Raw genomic sequence first — 19,659 nt, forward strand, 5'->3', positions numbered from 1 at the left:
CTTCCTGTCCAGAGCGGGGACGCCGCTCCTGCTGAGGATCCTGGCGACGAATCCCGGTTCGAGGAGCCTCCGCGACAGATTGCGGAAAGACCTGCTCCAGAGGATTCGCTCCCTGAATCCCGCGGCGCTCGCGTTCCTCGCCCGTGAAAGAGGCTGGACGGTCGATGAGCTCCAGATGCGCCTTCAGGAGCCGGATCGGAGGAAGGATCCCCAGAGCCTCCTCGACGAAGCGGTCCTGCGCCCTGCAAGGGAGCTTGATCTGAAGTTGCAGGACATCCTGAGATCCGGCCTCCTCCCCCGGGATCCCGAGACGGCGATGGACCAGTTCAAGGGCGATCCCGAAGCCCTGCGCGCCTTGAGGATGGCGGAAAGCTTCACCGGCTTTCATGCGTTCAAGGGCATGTTCTCTCCGGCTGCGCAGCCCGGTTCTCCGGAGCTTCCGGCGGCCCGGAGCGGAGTCCTGGTGATTTCCGCCGGCGATCTCTCCGCCGAGGTGAGGGCCGGTCTGGGCGGCGGACAGCCCCGGACGCATCATGTGGCCATCCAGGCGAACAAGGGAGACACGCGCCTTCGCGACATCGTGGTCCCGCACAACAGCCCCATCGACCATGAGGCGGCTCATCAGGCCGAGGCCTTCGGGCGGCGCGTCGCGGACAGGATCTTCAAGGCGGCGAGTCCGGAGTTGCGGGGAGCATGGGCGCTTTCGCTGGCGGACCGGATGTTCGGCCAGTTCAAGCGCAGTCTGTCCCTGGTCGATTTCCAGCGTCAGGAAAACTGCGACAAGACGCTGATCGTTCTGGAGAAGGGGAACTGGGAGCACATGTTCTCCCTGGCCTGCGCGCTGGAAAGCGCAGGCGGCGAGGTCTGGGTGGTCTGGTCCGCGATGGAGGCCCCGGCGCGTCAGCAGCTTCTGTCGCACTGGCTACGGTCGGGAGCGGCGACTCCTCTTGAGCTTCTGATCCGTCAGCAGAAACTGACGCCGATGGGAAGCGCGGAGGAGATCTGGGCGGCGGCGGCCCTCGACCGCATCGCTCAGGCGCGGGAGCCGGAGCCGGGGTTCGGCGGGCCCCTTCTCAACCAGGGCCTGCTCGGCGAACTGGAGGACAGGATCCTTCAGGAGAAATGCCCGCTGATGATGGCGGGGCTTGGCGATCCCAGTTATTTCGCGGCCATGCAGGCCCTCCTCGCGAAGATGGAGGACAGGGGTCGGCAGATCGTGGCTCTGGATACGAACTGGGCGATCACGTCTCCGGCGAACAACGCCTTGAAGGGCGTTTGTCCCGGGGTCGCGCTCAACGCCTCGCTTGCGGGCATGGAGGCGGCGGCCGTCGAGGCGGAGCAGGAATTCCTGAGGTTTTGCGAAGATCTGGATCCGGCGTCTCTGGACCCTGGCGCGATGATGACGATTCCGCGCATGTATGGCGTCTTGCGCAACGTCATGAGCGATTGCGCCATCGAGATGATCGCTGCGCGGCGTCTGCTGGAGAAGAAGCCTGCGTGTTTCATCTCTCTTCCGGGAAGAGCGCCCGAAATCCGCGCCGCGACGATCATCGCCAGAGAAAACGGCGTCAGGAGCATCGACCTGCAGGCCTTCTATATTTCCAATCACCCGCGATACAAATCAAGTCTGGCGGATGTGTATTGCGCGATCACGACGGATCAGGCCGATCTGTACAAGAGGCATCTAGATCCTCCGGAGAATCAGCGGATCGAGGTGACCGGGTCTCTCGCCCTGGACCAGCGCCTTTCCCGGGTGCGGGGAATGTCGAAAGAAGAGGCGAGGGACAAGCTGAACTGGGCGAAAGACGACCGGATCCTTCTCTTTGGCGCGCAACATGGCTCGGGGAAGGAGGGGAGGCGCATCCTGGATCTTCTGATCGGAATGGTGGAGACTTGGCCCAGGAGCTGGCGTCTTGTGATCAAGCTTCACCCGCGCGAAGCCCAGAGCGTCGAACAGGACATGATCGACGCGATATCTGCTCTCGGGAAGAGAAATCAGATATCCGTCCACAGGTCTGAATCGATCTACGATTTGATTGTGGGATCCGATGTCGTTGTGACTCAATTTTCAAACATCGGCCTTGAAGCGGCTGTTCTTGGAAAACCTGTATTGGCCGTGAATTTCACGGAAAATGAATATGCCGTGGACCTGGCTGAAATCGGCGTCGCGGAGAGGATGTCCACTGAAGGAGATCTTCAAGAGAGAGTGAAATCTCTGATGTCGATTTATGGCGTCGAATATGAATCAACCAGAAGAGATGATTATTTTAAAATGAATGAATTTCTTGAAAACGGGGGATCTGCGGACAGAATCATGTCCATCATTGATAGTTGAATTCAATTAAAATTCATATGAACCAATCCTTCATCATCATGACGTTTTTTCCGCGCCGCCTGGATCTCATGTGATCCGGAAATATCGGAATCCAGCCTTCCCGAATGCTGTTCCTACGGTCGAGATGGCCCCAGTCCGGGCAGGCGACGGAGTTTCGTTTTCGCCCGGCAGGGGCCCCTGCCCCCGTGGCGCAGGAGCCTCAGGAGAGGACGCCCGCCGTCGTTTCGGCGAGCCAGTCGGCGAAGAGGCTCAGGCGTCGCGTCGGACGCGCCCGCCCGGGAAACAGAAGATGCGCCGGCAAGGCCCCGGGCCTGATCTCGGGCAGGACCTCGACCAGATCCCCCGCCGCCAGATGCTCCGCCACGTCATAGGCCGGGATCTGGATCATCCCCAGTCCCGCGAGGGCGCAGGCGATATAGGCCTCGGCGCTGTTGGCGCTGACGCGCCAGGGCGTCGGGCGGCTCCGGATCTCGCCCCCCTCGACCCATTCCCAGTCGGCCACCCGTCCGGAGCCGGGCGAGGCGTAGGCCACCTGAAGATGACGGTCGAGGTCGTCCAGACCGCGCGGCGCGCCATGGCGGGCCAGATAGGCGGGACTCGCGACGTTGATCTGGACGATCTCGCCAAGACGGCGCGCCCGCAGACTGGAATCCGGCAGGGGACCGATCCGCAAGGCGCAATCCACCCGCTCGCCGACCAGATCCGCCAGACGATCCGCGACGCCCAGCTCCACGACGATCCCCGGCCAGCGCGCCAGAAACTCCGGCAAGGCGGGCGCGAGGATCAGGCGTCCGATCCGCCCCGGAACCTCCACGCGGATGCGCCCTTCCAGACCTCGCGCGGCGCTGCGGAACATGGCCTCCATCTCCTCGTGTTCGGAGAGAAGGCCGAGGCAGCGTTCATAGAATTCAGAGCCTTCGTCGGTCGGATGGAGGCTGCGCGTCGTGCGCTGCAGGAGGCGCGCGCCCAGACGGGCCTCGAGTTCGGCCACCGCCGCCGAGACGCTGGAGCGCGGCTTCTGCAGCGTGTCGGCGGCCCGGGTGAAGCTGCGGGCCTCCACCACCCGGACGAAGACGCGGTAAAGCTCGATGCGGTCCATTGTTCGCCGATCCTGACAAGTGAAGCTGAAATCTGCTGATTAAAGCGGAAATCCGAACGGATATCCTGCCTTCAGCATCAACGGACGACATATGGAGAACAGCCATGACGGTTCGCAGCGTCAAGGACAAGACCATTCTGATCGCAGGCGGCGCCAAGAATCTGGGCGGTCTGCTGGCTCGGGACTTCGCCGGACTGGGCGCCCGGGCGATCGCGGTGCATTACAACAGCCCCGCCACCGCGGCGGAGGCCGAAGCCACCGTGGCCGCGGTGAAGGCGGCCGGAGCCCAGGCCGCCGCCTTTCAGGCGGACCTGACCACGGCGGGCGCGGTGAAGAAGCTCTTTGCGGAGGCTCAGGCCGCCTTCGGCCGTCCGGACATCGCGATCAACACGGTCGGCAAGGTGCTCAAGAAGCCCATCGCCGAGATCTCCGAGGCCGAATACGACGAGATGAGCGACGTCAACGCCAAGGCGGCTTTCTTCTTCCTGAAGGAGGCGGGCGCGGCGCTGAACGACAACGGCTCGATCTGCACTCTGGTGACTTCGCTTCTGGGCGCCTATACGCCGTTCTACTCCAGCTACGCGGGAACCAAGGCTCCGGTGGAGCATTTCACGCGCGCGGCCTCGAAGGAGTTCGGCGCCCGAGGGATTTCGGTGACGGCCATTGGCCCCGGCCCGATGGACACGCCGTTCTTCTATGGTCAGGAGGCGCCTGACGCGCAGGCCTATCACAAGTCTGCGGCGGCTCTTTCGCCGCTCTCGAAGACGGGTCTGACCGACATCGAGGATATCGCGCCCTGGATCCGCTTCCTCGTCACGGAGGGCTGGTGGATGACCGGACAGACCATCCTGGTCAACGGCGGCTACACCACGAAGTGAGCGATCAGGCCCAGCCCTTCTTCACAAGGGCCGGGCTCTCCCTGTCAAGACAAGGGCGACACCTGCGGCTCCACCACAAAGAGAGAGTCTTCCGGCGATCCCGTCCGGAAATTCGAAAGCAAGGAGCGGAGTGAGATCGGGCGGCCGCAGGACTATCTCTGTCCTCAAGACAGACAAAGATGCGAGAATCGCCATGATCGAGATGTCAACCGAACAGGATCCGCGCTGGCGCAGCGTCCTGGCGCGCGATGCGCAGGCCGACGGCGGCTTCGTCTACGCGGTGAAGACGACGGGCGTCTATTGCCGTCCCTCCTGCCCGTCGCGCCGGGCGAAGGCCGCCAACGTCGCCTTTTACGATACGCCCGCTCAGGCCGAGGCCGCAGGCTTCCGGCCCTGCCTGAGGTGCAATCCGAAAGGCCCCTCTGCGGCCGAGGCCAATGCGGCGCTAGTGGCCGAGGCCTGCCGGATCATCGAGGCCTCCGACGAGACGCTGAAGCTCGACGGCCTCGCCGAGCGCATCGGCATGAGTCCCTTTCACTTTCACCGTCAGTTCAAGGCGATCACCGGCCTGACGCCGAAACAATGGGCCGCGGCCCATCGCACGCGCAAGATCCGGGCGGAGCTGGCTGACCCCTCCTCCAGCGTGGCCGGAGCGATCTATGGCGCGGGGTTCAACTCGAACAGCCGCTTCTATGAGACGTCGAACGAGGTGCTGGGCATGACGCCGACCGCCTTCCGAAACGGCGGAGACCAAGCCGAGATCCGTTTCGCTCTTGGGGAGAGTTCTTTGGGCGCGATCCTCGTCGCGCAAAGCGACAGGGGCGTCTGCGCGATCACGCTGGGCGATGATCCCGAGGATCTGGTCCGCGATCTGCAGGACCGTTTCCCCAAGGCCGAGCTCATCGGCGGAGACGCCGGATTCGAGGCCCTCGTGGCCCGCGTGGTGGGCTTCGTCGAGGCCCCGCGGATCGGGCTCGATCTGCCGCTCGACATGCGCGGCACCGCCTTTCAGGAACGCGTCTGGCAAGCCCTGAGGCGGATCCCGGCGGGGGAGACCCTGTCCTACGCCGAAGTCGCCCGCCGGATCGGCGAGCCCAGGGCGGCGCGCGCCGTGGCTCAGGCCTGCGGCGCGAACAAGATCGCGGTGGCGATCCCCTGTCACCGCGTCGTCCGCAACGACGGCGCTCTCTCCGGCTATCGCTGGGGCGTCGAGCGCAAGCGCGCCCTGCTCGACAAGGAGGCTCGGGCGTGAGCGCCGTGGAGGAGTTCATGCCCGCGCCGACCTCCGTCGAAGCGGCGGAGCGGCGGCTCGCCGCCTGCGACTGGCGCGCCTTCGCCGAGGAGATGGACGGCTACGGCTGCGCGATTCTGCCGGGCCTTCTGACCCCGGAGGAATGCGCGGATCTGGCCTCGGCCTATCCACATGCGGAGCATTTCCGCAGCCATGTCCTGATGGCGCGGCATGGCTTCGGGAAAGGCGAATATCGCTATTACAGATATCCCTTGCCGGACCTGATCGGCGGCCTGCGGACGGCGCTTTATCCGCATCTGGCCGAGATCGCCAACCACTGGAACGAGCGGATGGGCCTGCCCATCCGCTATCCCGAGGCTCACGAAGATTTTCTGGGCCATTGCCACGCGGTCGGCCAGACGCGCCCGACGCCTTTGCTGCTCCAATATGTCCCCGGCGACTTCAATTGCCTGCATCAGGATCTCTACGGCGATCTCGCCTTTCCGATACAGGTGGCCTTCCTGCTCTCGGAGCCGGGGCGGGACTTCACGGGCGGCGAATTCGTGCTGACCGAGCAGCGCCCCCGGACGCAGAGTCGCGCCGAGGTCGTGCCTTTGCGTCAGGGCGACGCGGTGGCCTTCGCGGTGCATCATCGCCCGGTGCGGGGCTCGAAGGGCGACTACCGCGTCAATCTGCGCCATGGAGTCAGCCGCTTGCGCTCCGGACTGAGGCATAGCCTCGGGATCATCTTCCATGACGCCAGATGACCTGCGCCTCAGCCGCGCCGCCTCATCGCAATCAGGATCATCGGCGCAAGGATCTGCGAGAACCGTCCAGCGGCGGCCAAGACCGCCCTCGCCGCCACGCCTCCAACATGAGATCTTGCGGTGTTGCAAAATCAGGAATCCGGTTTATATCTGTCGCATCGACCATTGCTTGTGACGCCGGTCCTGAGTCCTTGCGCTCATGTCCGTGTTCCTTTCAAGGAATCGATCTCATCCCGCAGGGCATCGCGGGAACCTCAACGGTTGCTTGAAAAAGGAAATCGTCATGAACACCGGCACTGTGAAGTGGTTCAACGCCACCAAGGGCTTCGGCTTCATCCAGCCCGACAACGGCGGCCCGGACGTCTTCGTCCACATCTCCGCCGTCGAGCGCGCCGGATGGCGCTCGCTCGCCGACGGCCAGAAGATCGGCTACGACATCGTGCAGGACCGTCGGTCCGGCAAGAACTCCGCCGACAATCTGCAGGCGGTCTGATCCTCCAGGCTGATCCCGCCCGGCGCGACGCGCAGGCGGCTCCAGCCCGAGGACGACGAATTCGAAAGGCCGGGCGCAAGTCCGGCCTTTCCGCTATCCGGCCAAGGCCGCCGCGCTTCAGACCGGAGCCGCCTGAAGGCCCGCGCCGAAGCGCCGCAGCCCGTCATAGCCCAGCCCCAGCCCGACGCTGGAGAGCTTGTCCTCCTCCGAGATCTCCACGCGCGGAAAGCGGTCGAGGACCGCCCGGCGCAGAGCGGGAATCTCCGTCGTGCCCCCCGTCAGGATCACCAGCTCCACCGCCTCCTCGCCCAGACCCGCCCGCGCCAGACATTCCGTGATCGCGCCCGAGATCCCCGCGACCCGCGAAGCCGTCGCCGCGTCGAAAGCCTCTCGCGAAACCCCCAGACGCCAGCCCCTCTCGATGAAGCCGAGATCTATCCGCTCCTCCTCCCCATGGGTGAGCGCGAGCTTGCCCTCCTCCACGGCGGCGAGGAGGCGATGGCCCGTCTCATCCTCCAGGATCTTCAGGAACCTGCCGAATTTCCCGGGCTCATGGGATTCGCGCAGAAGCTCGACGGCGGTCTGGCGGGTCTTCCGGGTGTAGAGGAAATTGACCTTCGACCATTCCGACATCTCCAGGAACATCCCGGCGGGCAAGGGCAGGCTCTTGTCGCCGTAGCTCGTCCGGTAGCCCAGATGCGGCATGAAGGAATCAAGCTGGAAATCGCGGTCGAAGTCGTTCCCCCCGATCCGCACGCCGGAATTCGCCAGGATGTCCGCCGAGCGGTCCAGCTTGCGGGCGCGCTCGCGCGAGAGGCGGATCAGGGTGAAGTCCGATGTGCCGCCGCCGATGTCCACGATCAGCGCCAGCTTCTCCGAAGAAAGCTTGCGTTCATGGGCGAAGGCCGCGGCGATGGGCTCGAACTGGAACTCGACATGCCGGAAGCCCACCCCCCGCGCGACGGCCTCCAGCGAATCCTGCGCCCGGGCGTCGGCTTCGGGATCGCCGTCGACGAAATGGACGGGGCGTCCCATCACCACGCTCTCCAGCGCGCGGCCCGCTTGCGCCTCGGCGCGGGATTTCAGTCCGCCGATGAAATCCGCAAGGATGCTCTCGAAGCTCTTGCGCCGGTCGTTGACGAAGGTGCCCTGCCCCATCAGCGAAGAGCCGAGAATCCGCTTGAGGCTGCGCATGAAGCGGCCCTCCTCGCCCTCGGCGAAGGCGCGCAGGGCGCTGCGGCCGAAGAGGGGCGACGCGCGGGGCGGATAGAAGACGGCGCTCGGCGAAGTCCCGCCCTGGCCCTCCAGCCGCACCAGCTCCACGCCCGACGCCCCCGCGACCGCCACGGCGGAATTGGACGTTCCGAAATCGACGCCGCAAGAACCAGCCATGTCGAACCCTTCCCTGACACGCCCTCCGGAAGCCCGGGGCGAAAGGGGGAGCAGAAAGCAAGATCCGCCGCCGACGTCAAGCGAACGAGGCCCGTTTTTCCGCTCCATCCGGGGCGAGGCCTCCGGGAAGGCGCCCCCTGACCGCATGAGGCTGGATGAACAGCCCCTCCGGCGTCCTCTCGATCCGGGCCGAGATCCTGAAGACCCGCTCCAGAAGCTCCGGGGTCAGGACTTCGGCGGGCGGGCCGTCGGCGACGATCCGCCCCGCCTCGATCACCGCGATCCGCGAGCAGAAGCGCGCCGCAAGGCCGAGGTCGTGGCAGGTGACGAGCACGCCGCGTCCCTGCGCCGCCAGATCGGCCAGAAGCCCCATGACCTCCATCTGATAGGCCGGATCGAGCCCCGCCGCAGGCTCGTCGGCGAGGATCAGCGGAGTCTCCTGCGCCAGAGCCCGCGCCAGAAGGACCCGCGCCAGCTCGCCGCCGGAAAGCTCCATGACGCTGCGTTCTGCGAAGCCCTCCAGCCCGAGGCGCTTCAGCACGCCCTCCACGATCCGGGCGTCTCCGGGCGGCAGGGCGGTCCCGCGCGCCAGATGCGGCAGACGTCCCAGAGCCACCAGATCCCGGACCGGCATCGGCCAGGCCACCTCCCGCCCCTGAGGCAGCCATGCGGCCTTCAGAGCCCTCGGGCCGGGCGGCAGGCGCGTCAGGGAGTTGAAGCCCTGCGCCGCATCCACGCCCAGAGCCGCCCGGATCAGCGTGGACTTCCCCGCGCCGTTCGGCCCCACAAGCCCGAGGCATTCCCCCGGCGCCAGGCGCAGGGAGATCCCCGAAAGCACGATCCGTCCGCGACAGGCCAGACTCAGGTCGCGCAGCTCCAGCAGCGGTTCAGGCATCCTGATGCCCGATCCGGTCGGGCGTCTCTTCGCCGGAATCCTCCGCTTCGGCGGCGCCGGGGCGGTCATGCGCGGCGATCCAGGCCCGCAGGAGCGCGTCCTCGCCGCGAGTCCGCAGGGCCTGACGCAAGGCCACCCGCAGGGCCTTGCGCTCGGCGCGGCCCTCCGGCGCCATGGAGTCAGGCCCCGCGCCCGAAGCCAGAGCCTCCGCCAGCGCCGACTTGATCCGCAGGGCCTCGGGCGCGCCCCAGAGGCTCATGAGGCGCTGGAAGGCCTCATGGGCGGCGAGGTCGAAGGGCTTCTCCTCGCCCATGAAGCCCGCCAGAGGATTCGCGGGATAGAAGAAGGCGCAGGGCGTCAGGCCCGGAGGCAGCGCGATGTTCGCGGAATGCGTGCGCTTCGCGCGCAGAAGCTGCGGCAGGACATGCGTATGCGGTCCCGGCGGCGAGACGCCTCCGGTGTCGGGGCCGCCGATCTTCTGCCAGACCTCCACCCTTCCGGCCCGGGTCAGGGCGACCCGATGCGGATGCGCCTTGAGAATCGCCCCCATGACCCCATTCCCCGGCGCGAAGAGCGACAGACCCTCGGCGGCGCGCAGGGCCTCCAGAAGGGCGGGATCCGACGTCCGGACGCAGAAATCCACCTGAGGCTGATCCAGGCCCATGTCGAAGAGGATCGCCGCGCGGTCCTCCGGGCGCAGGGCCGCGCGGTCGGGGCCGAGCTCGGTCAGGACCGCGCGCCGCGACAGGGCGGCCTCGGCCTCCGGCAGGCAGAGCGCCACCCCCTGTCCCCAGCGTCCGGGCGACTTCAGCGTGATCTCGTAGGCGACGGGAATCAGCCCCTCCAGGCGGTCGAGGCGCAGCCCGCCCCGCGCCGTATGACGCCCCGGAGGAATCAGCGCGAAGCCCGCCTCTCCGACGTCCTGATGAAACTCGGCGACGGCGCCGAAAGAGCCCATGGACCAGCCGGTTCCGGGGTCCTCCAGATGGCGCGCGAGACTCCCGGCGAGATCGGTCATGAAAGAGGACTCCATCAGCTGCTCGCCAGACGCTGGCGCAGGATCAGATTCACGAAGAAAGGCGCGCCGATCAGAGCCATCAGCACCCCGAGCTTGAGGTCTCGCCCCGGCAGGATCACCCGCACCGCGATGTCGGCGGCCAGAACCAGCGCCGCGCCGCCCAGAGCGGAGACCGTCAGGAGCGCCGCCGGATCCGCCCGCACGAAACGGCGCAGCACATGAGGCGCCACCAGTCCGACGAAGCCCACCGCCCCCGCGACCGCCGTCGCGGCGCCGACCACCGCCGCCAGGCCGAGCATGACCGTCAGACGCAGCCGCACCAGATCGAAGCCGAGCGATTGCGCCGCCCCCTCGCCGAGGGTCAGGGCCGCCAGCGCCCGGCGCTGCGTCGAGAGCAGCGCCACCCCGCCCAGAATCAGCGGCGCCGCGATGGCGACGTGAGTCCAGGAGCGATCGGCGAGCGAGCCCATCAGCCAGAACATGGCCTCGTTGGCCGCGAAGGGGTTCGGCGAGAGATTCAACGCCAGAGTGACCCCCGCACCCGCCACGGCGGAGACTCCGATTCCCGCGAGGATCAGCGTCAGGGAGCCGCCCCGCGGCCCCGCGAGCAGCAGCAGCATCCCGACCGCCGCCGCCGCTCCGGCCAGGGCCGCCAGAGGCAGGGCCAGCGCGAAGCTCGACGCAAGCCCCGTCTGCAACGCCAGCACCGCCCCGAGCGCCGCCGCGCCGGAGACGCCCAGAAGCCCCGGCTCGGCGAGGGGATTGCGCAGATATCCCTGCATCACGGCGCCCGAACAGCCGAGCCCCGCCCCGATGAGCAGAGCCAGAACCGCCCTCGGCGCCCGCACCTCGCGCAGGACGAGGGCCGTCAGGGGATCTTCGCCCCAGACCAGAGCCCGCAAGGCCGCCAGAGGCGGGATTCCGGCGGGGCCGATCACCAGAGAAGCCAGGAAGAGCGCCGCCACCAGCAGCGAAAGCGCGAGGATCAGAGGGCGGTTCATCGCGTCGCCTCCGCTTCGCGGGCGTCGAGCAGGGCCCCGACCGCCGCCAGCACATGCGGCGTGCCGCAGACCCAGTCGCGATCCGCCATGGGCGTTCCCCGCGCATAGGAGGGCAGCCCGCGCAAGGCCGGATGATCCAGCAGGGCCTGAGCCTCCGACCATCCCGGATGACGCCGCCCCAGGACCAGATGATCCGGCGCCGCGAGAATCAGCGATTCCAGCGCGATCCGGCCGCCGGAAGGCAGCCCGAGTTCTCCGGCGATGTTGTCCAGCCCCGCAAGGTCGAGGATCTGCGCCGAAAGCCCCGCCTTTCCGCCGGTGTAGCCGTTGGCGGCGTAGGTGGCGGCGCGCTCGCGCGGCAGGGCGGCGGCCCGAAGCGCGATCCGGGCGCGGTCGGCCTCGAAGCGCGCGATGCGGGCCTCGGCTTCGGGACGGCGCCCCAGAAGATCGCCCATGCGGCGCAGGGCGCGCGTCACGTCGTCGAGGCTGTTCTCCGGCTCGAAGCGCACGACCGGAATCCCGAGGCGCTCCAGAAGCGCGACCGTCGCCAGGGTGGTGTAGCGCCCCGCGAGCACGAGATCGGGCTGAAGGACCACGATGTCCTCCGCCCGACCGTAATTCGTGGCGTAGGCCATGGCGGCCTCGGCCATGGGCGAGGAGCCGGGATCCTGCGCCAGATAGCTCACGGAGATCAGCTGGCCCGGCGCCGCGACCAGCATCGCCAGCTGATCCGTGCACAGATTCATCGACAGGACGCGGCCCGGCGGATCCGCCGCCGCAGCCTGCGCAAGAAAGACGGCGAACATCGCCGCCCCGGAGAAAAGACGCATCGAACCCGCCCGCGCGAAAGGCGCGGAGCCAGCCCGCGCCATGGAACCACCAGCGCCGGGAGACCGAAGCCTCCGCGACGCCGTCCAGCTCACCACGACGGACGAAAGCCGCAGCCCATGCGCCCTCCGCGCGGGGTCAGGGTGAAAGGCTCGGGCAGGTCTCCTGGCTTGCGGGTCGTCGCGCTCTCCGGCCTTCCCGGAGGGCCTGTCGCGGCCTTCCAGTGGCGTGATCGGAGAGCGCTCTCCGCTGACAGTCGCGGGGGCGGCGCCGGATTCAAACCGGCTTCCCTTTTCACCTGAAGGCGTCGCCTCCGGGCTCCTGAGCGGGGCCAGATTGCGCGGGAGACGCCGCGAGAGTCAAGCCGGGCCGCGGTCGGGTCAGGGCGCGCGGCGCAGGCGGCGGAGATTGTCGCTCTGCGGATCCTCGGCGGCGCCCTTGTTGATCGCGAAGACGGTCCCGCTCCCGTCCGTCGCGAGGTGGTTGGGCTGGGGCCCGCCGTCGAGATTGGCGAGGATCTCGCCCTCGGCGTCCAGGACCGTGATCGTCCCCGCGCCGCGCAGACTCACCCAGGCCAGACGCGAGGACGGGTCGAAGAGCACGCCCAGAGGCCCCGCGCCAAGGGAGACGGTTTTCAGAAGCTCGCCGCTTCCGGCGTCGAGGACCAGGACCGCGTCGCTCCCCTGGGCCGCCACGAAGATCCGTTTCGTCTCCGGATCGTAGCTCACGCCGATGGCCGATTTCGCCCCCGGCAGGGGAATGATCTTCTCCAGCTTTCCGGCCCGGCTGTCGATCACCGCCAGCTCCGGCGCCGAGAGGTTGGGCGTGAAGATCCGCCCGCTTTCGGCGTCGAGATGCAGGCTCGTCGGCGAGAAGGCGATCCGGGAATTGGGCCCGACGACGTTGATCATCCCCTCATGGGCCAGACTCGCGGCGTCGAAGACCGCCAGACCCGGAGCCCCCACCGCCGAGACGTAGATCTTGCCCGTCTCGGGGGAGAAGACCACGTCGCGGGCGTGGGGGACGAGGCCGGGCTCGAACTGCCGGATCAGCGAAAGATCCTTCTGGTCATAGACCGCGAGGGTGTCCTGACGCGTATTCGTGACCCAGACGCGCCCGTTCGTCTCGTCCAGACCCAGCCCGTAGACCGCGAAGAGCCCGCCCTCCGGCGTTTCGGGCGGAGTCGCGCGGGCGATCACCTCCAGAGTCTCCGGGTCGATCTTCAGAAGCTCCGATCGCGTGATCGGCGGCCAGCCCGCCGCCGAAGTCGCGAAGAGGGCGCCCTCCCGCGCGCTGAAAGCCGATTGATAAAGTCCCGGCGCCAGCCTGGAGGCCTGCTCCTCGAAGAGTTCGGCGCCGCTCAGGGGGATCTCCTGCGAAATCTTCAGCTCCACGATCTCGGCGTGATAGGGGTTCTCCGTGCTCAGGATGATCGGATGCGTCCCGAGGGGAGCGTCCGCCGGAATGCTCAGCAGGGCCGAGAAGCGCCCCTCCTCGTCGGCGACGATGGGGTCCGGCGTCACGGGATGAATCCCGCGCGAGAACCGGATCTTCTGGCCGGGATGAAAGAACTGTCCGCCCACCGCCACCGTCGCGCCGGGGAGGAAAGGCTTGTCGCCCTCGACGTTCTGCGCCCAGATCTGGCCCTTGTAATCGGGATCGGGCGCGTCGAGGGGGATCTCCTGCGCCGAGGCCGGGAGAACCGCCGGGAGAAGGAAGGCGCAGGCCGCGCCCGCGAGAAGCAGGGCGCGAAGGCCCCGTGACGTCATGGTCATGCTCGAAATCCTCATGAGGCGGGGTCAGAAGCGGTAATCGAGCCGCAGGCCCATTTCGCGACGGTCGCCCAGAGTCGCCATGGCGCCGGGGCCGTATTCGTAGGTGAAATATTCCTTGTCGAAGAGATTCGTGGCGTAGGCGGTCAGCTTGAGGTTCTCCCAGGCGTAGCCCGCTTCGGCGTCCACCAGAGTGCGCGCGCCCAGCGTCACGGGACGCGCCACGCCCTGCTCCAGGCGCGACATCGAGGAGCTGACATGCTTGGCCGATCCCGCGACGAAGAAGCCCTCCTCGCCGCCCCAGCGGAAGCCCGCCGCCAGACTGCGTTCCGGGGCGTTGGGGAAAGGCAGGCCCGAGAAATCGGCGCCCCAGCCCGAGAGGTTGAAGTCTTCGAATTCGGTGTGGAGCAGACCCGCCGAGGCGTAGAGATGGAGCTTGTCCGTCGCGGCGAAGGAGACCTCCAGTTCGCCGCCGTAGCTCTCGGATCTTCCGGCGTTGGCGATATGGCCCGAGGTCGGGACGAGCGGATCGGCCAGAATCTCGATCTGCTGGTCCCGCCAGTCCTGATAGAAGACGTTCGCCCCGAGGCTCAGGCGCCCGTCGAGGAGGCGTCCGCGCCAGGAGAGTTCGTAATTCTTCGCATATTCCGGATCATAGCTGTAGACCTGACCATCCGTGGAGCGGATCGCAGAGCCGCCCGGCCGATAGCCGTGCTGATAGACGAAAGCCAGGGTCTGGCCCTCGGCGAGGTCGTATTCCAGGCCGAGCTTGGGCAGGAAGACGGTGTCGGTGAATTCGGTGCGGCTGTCGGCGGTGGTCGCGCCGTTCACCGCATAGAAGGCGTCCTGATTCTGCCGGATGTGATCCAGACGACCGCCCGCCACGACCCGCAGGCCCGGCAGGAATTCGTAGGTCGCCTCGCCGAAGAGCGCCAGATTCACGATGTCGGCGGAGTTGCGGCTCTGGTCGAAGCTCAGCAGCATGGATTCGCGCCAGGCGTCGTTGTCGGCGCGTCCGGCGTAGACTCCCGCCGTCGCGGAGAGGGGGCCGGAATCATAGTTCAGCCGGACCTCCTGCGAGATGTTGCGCTGGGTGAATTCGCCCCGGGTCTGGAGGAATTCGCCCGGAGTCCCGACGTTGATCGAATCCCGCTCCGTGGCCGAGCGCGAAAATCCGGTCAGCGAGGTCAGGCGCAGGTTGTCGGTCAGGTCATGGGTCGCCTCGAGGCCGAGGTTGTCCACTCTGGTCTCGCGGGATTCCTGAAAGGCCGGAAGCTCCGTCAGGCCGAGATAGCGATACATGTCGGGGAGGATGTCGCCATAGACATCGCCGCGCCGCGCTCCGTAGCCCGGCGCCCCGGTGGACCAGTTCGGCCCCGCGATCTCGTTGTAGTCGGGGTTGTCGTAGGCGTGGGAGGCGCTGAGCAGAAGGCGCGTGGACTCCGTCGGCAGCACGAGCAGCTTGCCCCGGAAGACATGATAATCGTCGGAGGCGAAGTCCTTGTATCTGGCGAAGCGCTCGTAGGAGGGGTGGCTCAGGTCGCTGTCCTTCTCCGACCATTCGCCGCTGAGCCGGAAGGCCGCATGATCGCCGATGGAATCGCCGTAGGCGAGGCCGATCTGACGCTTGCCGTCCTCGCCGAAGGTCAGCTGCGCCGCGCCGGAGCGCGCGAATTCCGGATCCTTCGTCCGCAGATAGATCGCGCCCGCCAGAGCCGCCCGACCCGAAAGCGTCGATTGCGGGCCGCGATAGACTTCGACCTGCTCGACGTCGAAGAAGCCCCGGGTTCCGCGCCGCGTGCCCTCAAGGGTCTGCTGCACGCCGTCCACGTAGAAGGAGGCCAGAGGCGCCCCCGCGCCGCCCGGAATCAGGCCCTCGGAATTCACGCCGCGGATGACGAAGCCGTCTTCGGTCCAGTCCCCCGCGTTGACGTTGGCCATGCGCTGGAAGGAGCCGCGCAGACTCTGGGCGTGAGGCGCGGCTTCGGGCTCGCCGCTCACCACCGCCACGCTGGCCCGCGCCTCGTCGAGGGTGGCCACGGTGCGGGCGCCATAGAGCGTGATGGGCTCCAGCAGGAAGACCACCTCCTGACGCCTCTGCGCCGGGACCGCCGCAGGCGCCGCCTCGATCAGCACCGAGCGGGAATCGAGGAAGGCCGCGTTCAGGCCCGATCGCGCCAGAATCCGCGCCAGAGCCTCTTCCGGCGAGGCCGCCCCCTGCAAGCCCGGCGAGGTCCGTCCCTCGGCGGCCTCGGGCGCATAGGCCAGATGCAGCCCCGATTGAATCCCGAAGGCCGTCAGGGCCTGAGGCAGGGGGCCGGCGGGCACGTCGTAGACGACCGTCTGCGCCTGAGCCGCCGCGATCGCCCCCGGGAAAATCGTCAAAACCGTCGCCAGCAAGGCGCCGCGCAAGGCGCGCGCCGAATTCCGGGCCTGCATCCCCATCTCTCCATTGGTCGCTTGTCATGGAGAGGACCGGCTGCGCCTGAAACGGAATGGCTGCCTCTGACAGGGAAGACGAAGAAGGCTCCGGATCTTTCACCCCGGAGCGGAATTATTTTCACCTCCCCGCGCAAGTCCCCGCGCGAGGCTCACGTCACGAGCGTCATGAAGGGCGTGAGCCGCCGCACTGCGCCGCCCTGGGCCTGAACCGCCGTCCGCAGGGCCCGGCGCGGCTCGGAGAGGTCGAAGACTCCGCTGACCCGGCGCGCGCCCAGAGCCGAATCGAGCAGGACCACCCGCTCGGGCAGCCAGCGCGCCAGACGCTCGACCACCGCCGCGAGGCTCTCGGCCTCGACGATCAGCCGCCCCTCCAGCCAGGCCGAGGCCGCCCCCGGCGGAGACCTCCCCCGCGCGAGGATCTCGCCACGCGGCTCCAGACTCAGCCGCTCTCCCTCGCGCAGCGGAATCGACGCCTCCCCGCGCCCCTCGAAGCGGATCCCGGCCTCTCCCTCTTCGGCCGCCGCCGAGATCAGCCCCGCCTCCTCGCTGAGGCAGAAGGCCCCCCCGGAGCTCGACAGCTCCGCCGCGCCGATCCTCAGCCGGAAAGGCCCGGCCTGCGGCGGAATCCCGCACCAGACCATCCCCGCGACCAGACGCGCGCCGGAGTCCTCCAGGTCGAGGGCGCTCCGCGGGCCGAGCGCGATCCGCAGGCCTCCGGGCGCCTCGACGCGCTCCACCTGAGCCGTCCCGGTGCGATGGCCGGCGCCCGCGACGGCGATCAGCCCCGGCCCCCAGACCAGAGCCGCCGTCGCGCCCGCCGCCGCCAGCCCTCCGGACAACGCCCGCCGCCGCGTGAGGCCGCGCCTCTCGCCATGGGGTTTCAGGGCCTCTCCGGCGAGGCCGTGGATCTCCGCGACTTCGGCCCAGGCGGCTTCATGGGCCGGACTCCGCGCCCGCCAGAGCCTCAGCGCCTCCAGCGCCGTCCGATCCCAGGGATCGGCGTGCAGACGCACGGCGAAGCCCACGGCCTCGTCGAACAGGAGGTCCTCCCGGATGCGGGCTTCCTCAGGCGACATGGGACGCCCCTCCACGAGGATGACGGCCGGTCTTGCGGCCCCTCTCCTTCCAGGACGAGCGGGCAGGGCGGATTTTCACCTTCATGCCTCGCGCAGCCGCTCGCGGATGTGCCGGTAGGCGTCGCGGACCAGAGCCCAGGCCCGCGTCGTCGAGATCCCCAGCGCCTGGGCGGTCTCCGCCAGGGTGAGCCCCTCCAGACGATGGAGCTCGAAGGCGCGGCGCGTGCGCGGCGGAAGCTCGGCGAGGGCCTGCTGGGTCAGCGCGAGGCGCTCGCGGGCGCAGATCCGCCGCTCCGTCGAGGGCGAGGGGTCGGGCAGGGCCGAAAAGGCTTCGTCGTCCATCTCATCGCGGCGGGCGAGGATCTCGCGGCGCTTCTGGTCGATCAGCAGATTGCGCGCCGTGCGGAAGAGATAGGCCCGGGGATCGCCTTCGGCGCCCCGGTCGGCGGGCTGGCGGTCGAGCACGCGCAGGAAGGCGTCCTGAGCCAGATCCTCGGCGGTTTCGGCGCTCGCGCCGCTGCGGCGCAGCGCCCGCGCGATCGAGGCCGCATGCAGCCGGAAAAGATGTTGCAGATCCCAGGTCACGCTGAAAATCTCGCCGCCGCGTCCGGGATGCTGTCTAGCCCTCTCCGGCGCGCGCCTCAAGAGAGGATCCTCCGCCTTGCGCTCCGGAAGGCGGCCGCATTGCTTTTCCGGTCCCGTTTGGTTATCAGACGCTCCGGGTCAGCCGAAAGCCATCTTCCCGAACTTCGCGTCTCCATGGCGCCGAAGGTCACGCCTCTGGGAACAGGCTTCGGCGCATGCGTTTCGATCCGCTCTCCCTCACCGAGCTGCATCTGGAGGAAGGCCGCAGGCTTCAGCGCGTCTACCGGCGGCGCGGCCTCTCGGCGGAGGAGGCCGAAGACCTCGTCCAGGAGGCCTTCCTCAGGCTCGCGCAGCCGCCCCCGGAGGAGATCCGCGAGCCCGGCGCCTATCTGCGCCGGATCGCCGAGAATCTCTTCTTCGACGCCCTGCGCCGCGCGCGCCGGAGCCGCGAGGTCTTTCCCGCCGAGGCCCGCCTCAGCGAGGAGATCGCCGATCCCCAGCCCTCCGTCGAGGCGGCGCTGATCGCGCGCGAGGCGGAGGAGGCCCTCGACCGCGCCCTGGCGGAGCTGCCTCCGCGCTGCCGCGAGGTCGTGCGGCTGCACAAGTTCGAGGGGCTCAGCTACGTCGAGATCGCGCAGAGGATGGGCGTCTCGCGCAATACGGTGATGGTCCACATGGTCCGGGGGCTGGGAGCCCTGCGCCGCAGGCTCGGCGGAGCGGAAGACGGCGCCCCGGAGGAGGAGGATTGATCCTCCCGCGCGGAGCGGCTTGGCCGCAGGCTGTTTTTCTCCTATCAGATTCGACCTGCCCCCAGCTTCCCGCAGGACGCCGATGACCGCCCCGATGAAATTCCGAACGACTGGTCTGGCGCGCAAGCTGAAGCCTTCCGCCCTGCCCGCCCTTCTGGCCCACGCCGAGGAATGGGGCGTGCCCGTGACGCAGGAGGACGGGCGTTTCCGGCTGGATCTCTGGGGCGCTCTGGCGATCCTCGCGCCCGTCGGAGAGGGCTACGGAATCGAGCTCGGATCTCCCGAGGAATTGTTCCTGCGCGCGCTTCAGGACGCCATCTCCGAGGCCTTCGCCGAGCAGGGCGCCGAAATCTCCTGGACGGACGTCGCCGAAGGCGCGCTGGCGCCGGGCCTCGCGCTGATGAAGCTGGCTTCGGCGGGCCTGCGGAGTCCGGGCTTCCTGCGTCTGCGGGTCGAGGGGCCGGAGGCGCCGCGCTTCGCCGCCGAGCATGGCCTGCATTTCCGGCTTCTCCTGCCGCCGCAGGACCGCGCGCCGATCTGGCCGCGCGTCGGGCCGACGGGCCGCGTGATCTGGCCCAGAGGCGAGGACAGGATCCACGCCCCCGCCTACACCACCGCGGATCAGGGCGCGGACTGGATCGAGTTCGAGGTCTTCCGCCATGAGGGAAGCCCGACCTGCGCCTGGCTCGACCGCGATCCCCTCGGGCGGATGGTGGGGATTCTCGGGCCGAACGGCGGGCTGCGTCCGGAGGGGGCGCCTCTGCTGCTCTTCGGCGACGAGACCGCGATTCCGGCCGTCTCGCGCATCCTGAGGCTCTCGGCGCAGCCCGACGCCCGCGCCTGGATCTCCTGCGCGGATCCGGAGGATCTGGGCGATCTGCGCCGCGATCCCCGCGCGACCCGCGCGACGGATCTCCTCGCGGCGCTGGAGAGGGTCGAGACGCCGCAGGGAAGCCATGTGTGGTTCGCGGCGCACGCCTCTCTGGCGCGGGCGGCGCGGGCGCATCTGCTCGGGAGAGGCCTGGCGAGGACGGAATTCACCGTCGCCGCCTATTGGGAGTGAAGGGCTTCTCCGGCGCGGCGCGGCGGTTTCCGCAG

General features: G+C 68.3%; 17 protein-coding genes and 1 riboswitch. Of the genes, 7 read left to right on the forward strand and 10 right to left on the reverse strand.

Going from position 1 to position 19,659, the window contains the following annotated elements; translation table 11 throughout:
* Positions 1–79 precede the first annotated feature (79 nt).
* Positions 80–2,335: a UDP-N-acetylglucosamine 2-epimerase gene (locus PHN62_RS04330; RefSeq protein ID WP_300146825.1), complete on the forward strand. Its 2,256-nt coding sequence runs from the start codon at positions 80–82 to the stop codon at positions 2,333–2,335.
* A 199-nt stretch (positions 2,336–2,534) separates the two neighbouring features.
* Here the strand turns inward: PHN62_RS04330 and PHN62_RS04335 are convergent, their stop codons facing one another.
* On the reverse strand, positions 2,535–3,434 hold the full coding sequence (locus PHN62_RS04335; RefSeq protein ID WP_300146828.1) for a LysR family transcriptional regulator: 900 nt from the start codon (positions 3,432–3,434) through the stop codon (positions 2,535–2,537).
* 104 nt (positions 3,435–3,538) lie between these two features.
* Here PHN62_RS04335 and PHN62_RS04340 point away from each other — a divergent pair, with 104 nt between their 5' ends.
* The 4 genes from PHN62_RS04340 to PHN62_RS04355 all read left to right on the forward strand — a co-directional run bounded on the left by PHN62_RS04340 (position 3,539) and on the right by PHN62_RS04355 (position 6,803).
* The gene (locus tag PHN62_RS04340) at positions 3,539–4,312 is read left to right on the forward strand and encodes an SDR family oxidoreductase (protein WP_300146831.1); all 774 of its coding nucleotides are present in this window, start codon (positions 3,539–3,541) and stop codon (positions 4,310–4,312) included.
* 193 nt (positions 4,313–4,505) lie between these two features.
* Positions 4,506–5,564, forward strand: a complete 1,059-nt coding sequence (ada, locus tag PHN62_RS04345; protein ID WP_300146834.1) for a bifunctional DNA-binding transcriptional regulator/O6-methylguanine-DNA methyltransferase Ada — start codon at positions 4,506–4,508, stop codon at positions 5,562–5,564.
* The gene (locus PHN62_RS04350; protein ID WP_300146837.1) at positions 5,561–6,310 is read left to right on the forward strand and encodes a 2OG-Fe(II) oxygenase; all 750 of its coding nucleotides are present in this window, start codon (positions 5,561–5,563) and stop codon (positions 6,308–6,310) included. The genes ada and PHN62_RS04350 overlap by 4 nt, the downstream gene beginning before the upstream one ends.
* A 283-nt stretch (positions 6,311–6,593) precedes the next feature.
* Entirely contained in the window at positions 6,594–6,803 is a 210-nt protein-coding gene (locus tag PHN62_RS04355) for a cold-shock protein (RefSeq protein ID WP_300146840.1), read from the forward strand.
* Positions 6,804–6,920: 117 nt separating this feature from the next.
* Here PHN62_RS04355 and PHN62_RS04360 read toward each other — a convergent pair whose 3' ends face one another.
* The 9 genes from PHN62_RS04360 to PHN62_RS04400 all read right to left on the reverse strand — a co-directional run bounded on the left by PHN62_RS04360 (position 6,921) and on the right by PHN62_RS04400 (position 17,812).
* A complete protein-coding gene (locus PHN62_RS04360; protein ID WP_300146842.1) occupies positions 6,921–8,195 on the reverse strand; it encodes an Hsp70 family protein in 1,275 nt (424 codons plus the stop codon).
* A gap of 76 nt (positions 8,196–8,271) precedes the next feature.
* Positions 8,272–9,090, reverse strand: coding sequence for an ABC transporter ATP-binding protein (locus PHN62_RS04365; protein WP_300146845.1), 819 nt, complete (start codon positions 9,088–9,090; stop codon positions 8,272–8,274).
* Positions 9,083–10,108 carry a hypothetical protein gene (locus PHN62_RS04370; protein ID WP_300146846.1) on the reverse strand — a complete coding sequence of 342 codons (1,026 nt, stop codon included), beginning with the start codon at positions 10,106–10,108 and terminating at the stop codon, positions 9,083–9,085. The genes PHN62_RS04365 and PHN62_RS04370 overlap by 8 nt, the downstream gene beginning before the upstream one ends.
* A 14-nt stretch (positions 10,109–10,122) precedes the next feature.
* Positions 10,123–11,109 (reverse strand): iron ABC transporter permease, encoded by a 987-nt coding sequence (locus PHN62_RS04375; RefSeq protein WP_300146849.1) that lies wholly within the window; start codon positions 11,107–11,109, stop codon positions 10,123–10,125.
* On the reverse strand, positions 11,106–11,939 hold the full coding sequence (locus PHN62_RS04380; RefSeq protein WP_300146851.1) for an ABC transporter substrate-binding protein: 834 nt from the start codon (positions 11,937–11,939) through the stop codon (positions 11,106–11,108). Before PHN62_RS04380 ends, PHN62_RS04375 begins: the two co-directional genes overlap by 4 nt.
* Positions 11,940–12,074: 135 nt before the next feature.
* A riboswitch (cobalamin riboswitch) is annotated at positions 12,075–12,277 on the reverse strand.
* Between the two features lie 40 nt (positions 12,278–12,317).
* Positions 12,318–13,712, reverse strand: a complete 1,395-nt coding sequence (locus tag PHN62_RS04385; protein ID WP_300146853.1) for a YncE family protein — start codon at positions 13,710–13,712, stop codon at positions 12,318–12,320.
* Between the two features lie 24 nt (positions 13,713–13,736).
* The gene (locus PHN62_RS04390; protein WP_300146856.1) at positions 13,737–16,148 is read right to left on the reverse strand and encodes a TonB-dependent receptor; all 2,412 of its coding nucleotides are present in this window, start codon (positions 16,146–16,148) and stop codon (positions 13,737–13,739) included.
* A gap of 152 nt (positions 16,149–16,300) precedes the next feature.
* The gene (locus tag PHN62_RS04395) at positions 16,301–17,227 is read right to left on the reverse strand and encodes a DUF4880 domain-containing protein (protein ID WP_300146859.1); all 927 of its coding nucleotides are present in this window, start codon (positions 17,225–17,227) and stop codon (positions 16,301–16,303) included.
* Positions 17,228–17,308: 81 nt separating this feature from the next.
* Positions 17,309–17,812 (reverse strand): sigma-70 family RNA polymerase sigma factor, encoded by a 504-nt coding sequence (locus PHN62_RS04400; RefSeq protein ID WP_300146862.1) that lies wholly within the window; start codon positions 17,810–17,812, stop codon positions 17,309–17,311.
* Between the two features lie 215 nt (positions 17,813–18,027).
* Here PHN62_RS04400 and PHN62_RS04405 point away from each other — a divergent pair, with 215 nt between their 5' ends.
* Positions 18,028–18,561 (forward strand): RNA polymerase sigma factor, encoded by a 534-nt coding sequence (locus PHN62_RS04405; RefSeq protein WP_300146864.1) that lies wholly within the window; start codon positions 18,028–18,030, stop codon positions 18,559–18,561.
* Positions 18,562–18,643: 82 nt separating this feature from the next.
* Complete coding sequence (locus tag PHN62_RS04410) at positions 18,644–19,624, forward strand: siderophore-interacting protein (protein WP_300146867.1); 981 nt, start codon at positions 18,644–18,646, stop codon at positions 19,622–19,624.
* Positions 19,625–19,659 lie beyond the last annotated feature (35 nt).

This window comes from Neomegalonema sp., assembly GCF_028688855.1.
Lineage (GTDB): Bacteria > Pseudomonadota > Alphaproteobacteria > Rhodobacterales > Rhodobacteraceae > Neomegalonema.

What these genes read in the sequence shown, in the direction of transcription:
- PHN62_RS04335 (WP_300146828.1), bottom strand. Translation starts at nt 3,434, where the DNA reads ATGGACCGCATCGAGCTTTACCGCGTCTTCGTCCGGGTGGTGGAGGCC.
- PHN62_RS04340 (WP_300146831.1), top strand. Translation starts at nt 3,539, where the DNA reads ATGACGGTTCGCAGCGTCAAGGACAAGACCATTCTGATCGCAGGCGGC.
- ada (WP_300146834.1), top strand. Translation starts at nt 4,506, where the DNA reads ATGATCGAGATGTCAACCGAACAGGATCCGCGCTGGCGCAGCGTCCTG.
- PHN62_RS04355 (WP_300146840.1), top strand. Translation starts at nt 6,594, where the DNA reads ATGAACACCGGCACTGTGAAGTGGTTCAACGCCACCAAGGGCTTCGGC.
- PHN62_RS04360 (WP_300146842.1), bottom strand. Translation starts at nt 8,195, where the DNA reads ATGGCTGGTTCTTGCGGCGTCGATTTCGGAACGTCCAATTCCGCCGTG.
- PHN62_RS04365 (WP_300146845.1), bottom strand. Translation starts at nt 9,090, where the DNA reads ATGCCTGAACCGCTGCTGGAGCTGCGCGACCTGAGTCTGGCCTGTCGC.
- PHN62_RS04370 (WP_300146846.1), bottom strand. Translation starts at nt 10,108, where the DNA reads ATGACCGATCTCGCCGGGAGTCTCGCGCGCCATCTGGAGGACCCCGGA.
- PHN62_RS04375 (WP_300146849.1), bottom strand. Translation starts at nt 11,109, where the DNA reads ATGAACCGCCCTCTGATCCTCGCGCTTTCGCTGCTGGTGGCGGCGCTC.
- PHN62_RS04380 (WP_300146851.1), bottom strand. Translation starts at nt 11,939, where the DNA reads ATGCGTCTTTTCTCCGGGGCGGCGATGTTCGCCGTCTTTCTTGCGCAG.
- PHN62_RS04385 (WP_300146853.1), bottom strand. Translation starts at nt 13,712, where the DNA reads ATGACCATGACGTCACGGGGCCTTCGCGCCCTGCTTCTCGCGGGCGCG.
- PHN62_RS04390 (WP_300146856.1), bottom strand. Translation starts at nt 16,148, where the DNA reads ATGCAGGCCCGGAATTCGGCGCGCGCCTTGCGCGGCGCCTTGCTGGCG.
- PHN62_RS04395 (WP_300146859.1), bottom strand. Translation starts at nt 17,227, where the DNA reads ATGTCGCCTGAGGAAGCCCGCATCCGGGAGGACCTCCTGTTCGACGAG.
- PHN62_RS04405 (WP_300146864.1), top strand. Translation starts at nt 18,028, where the DNA reads ATGCGTTTCGATCCGCTCTCCCTCACCGAGCTGCATCTGGAGGAAGGC.
- PHN62_RS04410 (WP_300146867.1), top strand. Translation starts at nt 18,644, where the DNA reads ATGACCGCCCCGATGAAATTCCGAACGACTGGTCTGGCGCGCAAGCTG.